This is a genomic window from Nocardioides sp. (assembly GCF_016462705.1).
In the GTDB taxonomy this organism is placed as follows: domain Bacteria; phylum Actinomycetota; class Actinomycetes; order Propionibacteriales; family Nocardioidaceae; genus Nocardioides.
Map to the genome: position 1 here is coordinate 1 of NZ_JAEMSS010000263.1, position 4,439 is coordinate 4,439.

Here is a 4,439-nt window from a genome sequence, read left to right on the forward strand (position 1 = left end):
GAAGCGCGCCGCGAAGCGGTGCGAAGCATCCTTGACGGCGAGCGTCGGTCGGGTAAGCGCGCGGCCGCCACGCGAGCTCTCGGACCGGCCGAGCACACCGGGTGATTGCGCCCCAGCCGCAGCGTGCGAGGTCTCGAGACGGCGCTGGCGCGCCTCCTCGACCACCGGAGCGCGCGACTCCGCGACCACCGAGGTTCGGCTACGCCCCGCCGTGCTCGTTGGGGGCGAGCAGCTGCTCGAGCTCGTCCTCGCTGTCCTCGGGGATGACGAAGAGCAGCTCGTCGCCGGCCTCGACCGGCTGCTCCGGGTCGGGCACGTAGACCTGGCCGTCGCGCAGGATCGTGACCAGCGCGCAGTTCTCGGGCAGCGGGATCAGGCCGGTGGGCTTGCCGACGTACGGGGAGTCGGTGGGCAGGGTCATCTCGACCAGGTTGGCGTTGCCCTGGCGGAACGTGAACAGCCGGACCAGGTCGCCGACCGTGACCGCCTCCTCCACGAGCGCGGACATGATCCGCGGTGTCGAGACGTTGACGTCGACGCCCCAGGCCTCGCTGAACAGCCACTCGTTGTTGGGGTGGTTGACCCGCGCGACGGTCCTCGGGACCCCGAACTCGGTCTTGGCGAGCAGCGAGGTGACCAGGTTGGCCTTGTCGTCACCGGTCGCCGCGATGACCACGTCGCACTTGTCCAGCCGGGCCTCCTCCAGGGAGGAGAGCTCGCACGAGTCGGCGAGCAGCCACTCGGCGTCGGGGACGCGCTCGGGCTTGATGGACTCCGAGTTCTTGTCGATCAGCAGCACCTGGTGGCCGTTCTGGATGAGCTCCCGGGCGATCGAGCGACCGACGGCTCCGGCTCCCGCGATGGCGACCCTCATGTCAGCGTTCCTCCGGTCCGGCGGCGATGACCTCGAACACGCTGGCGGCGTCGGCCTCGCGCATGGCGAGATGGATGACGTCACCCTCCTGGAGCATCGACTCCCGGTTGGGCAGCATCCCCTCGCCGAGGCGGTCGATCCACGCGATCCGGCTGCGGGTCTGCTCCTGGAACAGCACGGTGCGCTGACCCACCCACACCTCGGGCACGGGCACCTGGTCGACACGGACGGTGCCCGACGGGTCTCGGAAGTCCGGCTCGGCACCGGCGGGCAGCAGCCGGCGGAGCACCTGGTCGGCGGTCCACTTCACCGTGGCGACGGTCGTGATGCCGAGCCGCTGGTAGACCTCGGCGCGGCCCGGGTCGTAGATCCGGGCGACGACCTGCTGGATGCCGAAGGTCTCGCGGGCCACCCGGGCCGCGATGATGTTGGAGTTGTCGCCGCTGGAGACCGCGGCGAACGCGTCGGCCCGCCGGATGCCGGCCTTCTCGAGCACGGCCTGGTCGAAGCCGTAGCCGGTCACCTTGTCGCCGTTGAAACCCGGCCCCAGCCGCCGGAAGGCGTCCGGCTCGCTGTCGATCACGGAGACGGTGTGGTTGCGGTCCTCCAGGCTGCGCGCCAGCGTCGAACCGACCCGGCCACATCCCATGATCACCACGTGCACCCGCCCACGGTATCGGCCCGATGCCGGTGCTGGTGCGCCAGCGGGTCTAGCCTTGCCGATCGTGGGTGCCGGAGACGTCTCCAAGCGGATCCTGCTGGGACGCAAGCTCCGCAGCTCCCAGCTGGGTGAGACGCTGCTGCCCAAGCGGATCGCGCTGCCGGTCTTCGCCAGCGACGCGCTCTCCTCGGTCGCGTACGCGCCGGACGAGGTCTTCATCATGCTGGCCCTCGCCGGGGCCAGCGCCTACGTCTGGTCGTGGAAGATCGCGATCGCCGTGGCGCTGGTGATGACGGCGGTGATCGCGTCGTACCGCCAGAACGTGCACGCCTACCCGAGCGGGGGCGGCGACTACGAGGTGGCCACCGTCAACCTGGGTCGGACCGCCGGCATGACGGTGGCGAGCGCGCTGCTGGTGGACTACGTCCTCACCGTCGCGGTGAGCATCTCGTCGGGTGCGCAGTACGCCGCGGGCGCGGTCCCGGCGCTGGCCGGCCACGAGGCCACGGTCGCGTCGGCGGCCGTGCTCCTGCTGGCGGCGATGAACCTGCGCGGGATCCGGGAGTCCGGGACGTTCTTCGCGTTCCCGACGTACGCGTTCATGCTGGCCATCCTCGGCATGTGCGCCTTCGGGTTCCTGCGGCTCGCGATGGGCGACCTCCCGGACGTGGAGAGCGCCGCGCTCACGATCACTCCCGACCCGGACGTGGGCGACGTCGACTCGCTCACGACACTGGGTCTCCTCTTCCTGCTCGCGCGCGCGTTCTCCTCAGGCTGCGCGGCTCTGACCGGCGTCGAGGCGATCTCCAACGGGGTGCCCGCGTTCCGCCGGCCCAAGAGCAAGAACGCCGCGACCACGCTGCTCCTGCTCGGCCTGATCGCGATCACGATGATGGTCAGCATCATCGTGCTGGCCAAGCAGATGGGTTTGCGCTACGTCGACCCGCACCACCTCGACCAGCTGAGCCGTGACGGTGAGCCCCTGACCGACGCCTACGACCAGAACCCGGTGATCGCCCAGATCGCCGACGCGGTGTTCAGCGACTTCGCGCCGGGCTTCTACTTCGTCGTCACGGTGACCGGGGTCATCCTGGTCCTCGCCGCGAACACCGCGTTCAACGGTTTCCCCGTGCTCGGCTCGATCCTGGCCAAGGACGGCCTCGCGCCCCGGGCGCTCGGTTCGCGGGGTGACCGGCTGGCCTACAGCAACGGCATCGTCTTCCTCGCGGTGATGGCGGTCGCCCTGATCCTGGCCTTCGACGCGCAGGTCACCCGGCTGATCCAGCTCTACATCGTCGGGGTGTTCGTCTCGTTCAACCTCAGCCAGCTCGGGATGATCCGGCACTGGACCCGGCACCTGGCGACCGAGACGGACCCCGCCGAACGCCGGCGGATGCAGCGCTCGCGCGTGATCAACGGGATCGGGCTGACCTTCACCGCCGTGGTGCTGGTGATCGTCCTCATCACCAAGTTCCTCGCCGGCGCCTGGATCGCCATCCTGGCGATGGTCTTCTTCTTCCTGATCATGCGCGGTATCCGGCGGCACTACGACAGCGTCGAGGAGGAGCTCGCCGCAGTCGACCAGGACAAGGTGATGCCCACCCGGGTGCACGCCATCGTGCTGGTCTCCAAGCTGCACAAGCCCACGCTGCGGGCGATGGCCTTCGCCAAGGCGACCCGTCCGAACGTGCTCGAGGGCGTGCACGTGTCCACCAGCAGCGAGGAGTCCGGCCGGCTGCTCGAGGAGTGGGACGAGCGCAACATCGACGTGCCGCTCAAGGTGCTCTACTCGCCGTACCGCGAGCTGATCCGGCCGATCGTCGACTACGCCACCGAGATCCGGGCCGCCAACCCGCGCGGCGTGGTGGCGGTCTACATCCCCGAGTACGTCGTCGGTCGTTGGTGGGAGCAGCTCCTGCACAACCAGACGGCGCTCCGGCTCAAGGGACGGCTGCTGTTCACGCCGGGCGTCATGGTGACCTCGGTGCCCTACCAGCTGCGGTCCTCGGAGATCGCCCGCGAGCGCGAGCTGCGCGACGACCTGCGGGTCCGCCCCGGCGACCTGCGCCGAGGCAACGTCTCGGACCGCGGGGACGACCGCCAGGTCCCTCGCTGACCTGGCCTCGCGGCCGCCCGGAGCCACTAGGGTGCCGGGATGAACCTCCGACGCCACCTGTCATTCGCGAACGTCGCCTCGGCGACGGCTCTCACGCTGGTGCTCGGCGGCGGTGTCGCCGTCGCCGCCGGCCTCGCGCCCAACTCGGTCGGCTCCAAGCAGATCAAGGCCCAGGCCGTGAAGTCCTCGGACGTCAAGAACAACGGCATCAAGGGCAAGGACATCAAGGAGTCCTCGCTCGGGACCGTGCCGTCGGTCGAGACCGTGGTCGCCGACGCGCGGGCGACCGCACCCTTGGGGGCCGTGCCCGTCACGGTCTACGAGTCGGCCCCGTTCACCATCACGCTGCGCTGCGTCGACATGGGCGGCGGGCTGGTGGAGGCCTTCCTCGAGATCCGGACCAGCGTCGACAACGCCGCCTTCGACGCCAACCCCGGGGGAGGCGATGACGGCGACCTCGACGTCTTCGACGGACCCCGGGAGCTCGGGTCGACCAGCGGCCCGACCGGCGAGATCGAGCACGTCGGCTTCTCCGCGGTCAGCCCGTCCGACCAGCTGCTCGCCGGCTACGGCTACGTGTCGTCCAGGCTGCACGGCAGCAACGAGTGCGCCGCGCAGCTGACGTTCATCGGCTGACCTCATCGCTGGCAGAGGGCGGGGCCGAGGCCGGCGGGCACCGCGGGCCCGGTCCGCACGCGGCGCTTCACGCGTGGGTGAGCGGTTCGACGCCGTCGTGGGGCCGGTCGCCCACGGCGGTCACTGCGTCGTGCGCCTCCCCGCCCCCGAGG

General features: G+C 70.4%; 5 protein-coding genes. 2 read left to right on the forward strand and 3 right to left on the reverse strand.

Features of this window, described 5'->3' with window-relative positions; all coding sequences use genetic code 11:
- The 3 genes from JHD21_RS21025 to JHD21_RS21035 all read right to left on the reverse strand — a co-directional run.
- The coding region (locus JHD21_RS21025; RefSeq protein WP_292679409.1) for a hypothetical protein at positions 1-189 on the reverse strand (189 nt) is incomplete at its 3' end.
- A 10-nt stretch (positions 190-199) separates the two neighbouring features.
- The gene (locus JHD21_RS21030; RefSeq protein ID WP_292679410.1) at positions 200-874 is read right to left on the reverse strand and encodes a TrkA family potassium uptake protein; all 675 of its coding nucleotides are present in this window, start codon (positions 872-874) and stop codon (positions 200-202) included.
- Position 875: 1 nt separating this feature from the next.
- On the reverse strand, positions 876-1,523 hold the full coding sequence (locus JHD21_RS21035) for a TrkA family potassium uptake protein (RefSeq protein ID WP_292679415.1): 648 nt from the start codon (positions 1,521-1,523) through the stop codon (positions 876-878).
- A gap of 76 nt (positions 1,524-1,599) precedes the next feature.
- Here JHD21_RS21035 and JHD21_RS21040 point away from each other — a divergent pair, with 76 nt between their 5' ends.
- Entirely contained in the window at positions 1,600-3,651 is a 2,052-nt protein-coding gene (locus JHD21_RS21040) for an APC family permease (RefSeq protein WP_292679412.1), read from the forward strand.
- A gap of 39 nt (positions 3,652-3,690) precedes the next feature.
- Positions 3,691-4,287 (forward strand): hypothetical protein, encoded by a 597-nt coding sequence (locus JHD21_RS21045; protein WP_292679414.1) that lies wholly within the window; start codon positions 3,691-3,693, stop codon positions 4,285-4,287.
- Positions 4,288-4,439 lie beyond the last annotated feature (152 nt).

What these genes read in the sequence shown, in the direction of transcription:
- JHD21_RS21030 (WP_292679410.1), bottom strand. Translation starts at nt 874, where the DNA reads ATGAGGGTCGCCATCGCGGGAGCCGGAGCCGTCGGTCGCTCGATCGCC.
- JHD21_RS21035 (WP_292679415.1), bottom strand. Translation starts at nt 1,523, where the DNA reads ATGGGATGTGGCCGGGTCGGTTCGACGCTGGCGCGCAGCCTGGAGGAC.
- JHD21_RS21045 (WP_292679414.1), top strand. Translation starts at nt 3,691, where the DNA reads ATGAACCTCCGACGCCACCTGTCATTCGCGAACGTCGCCTCGGCGACG.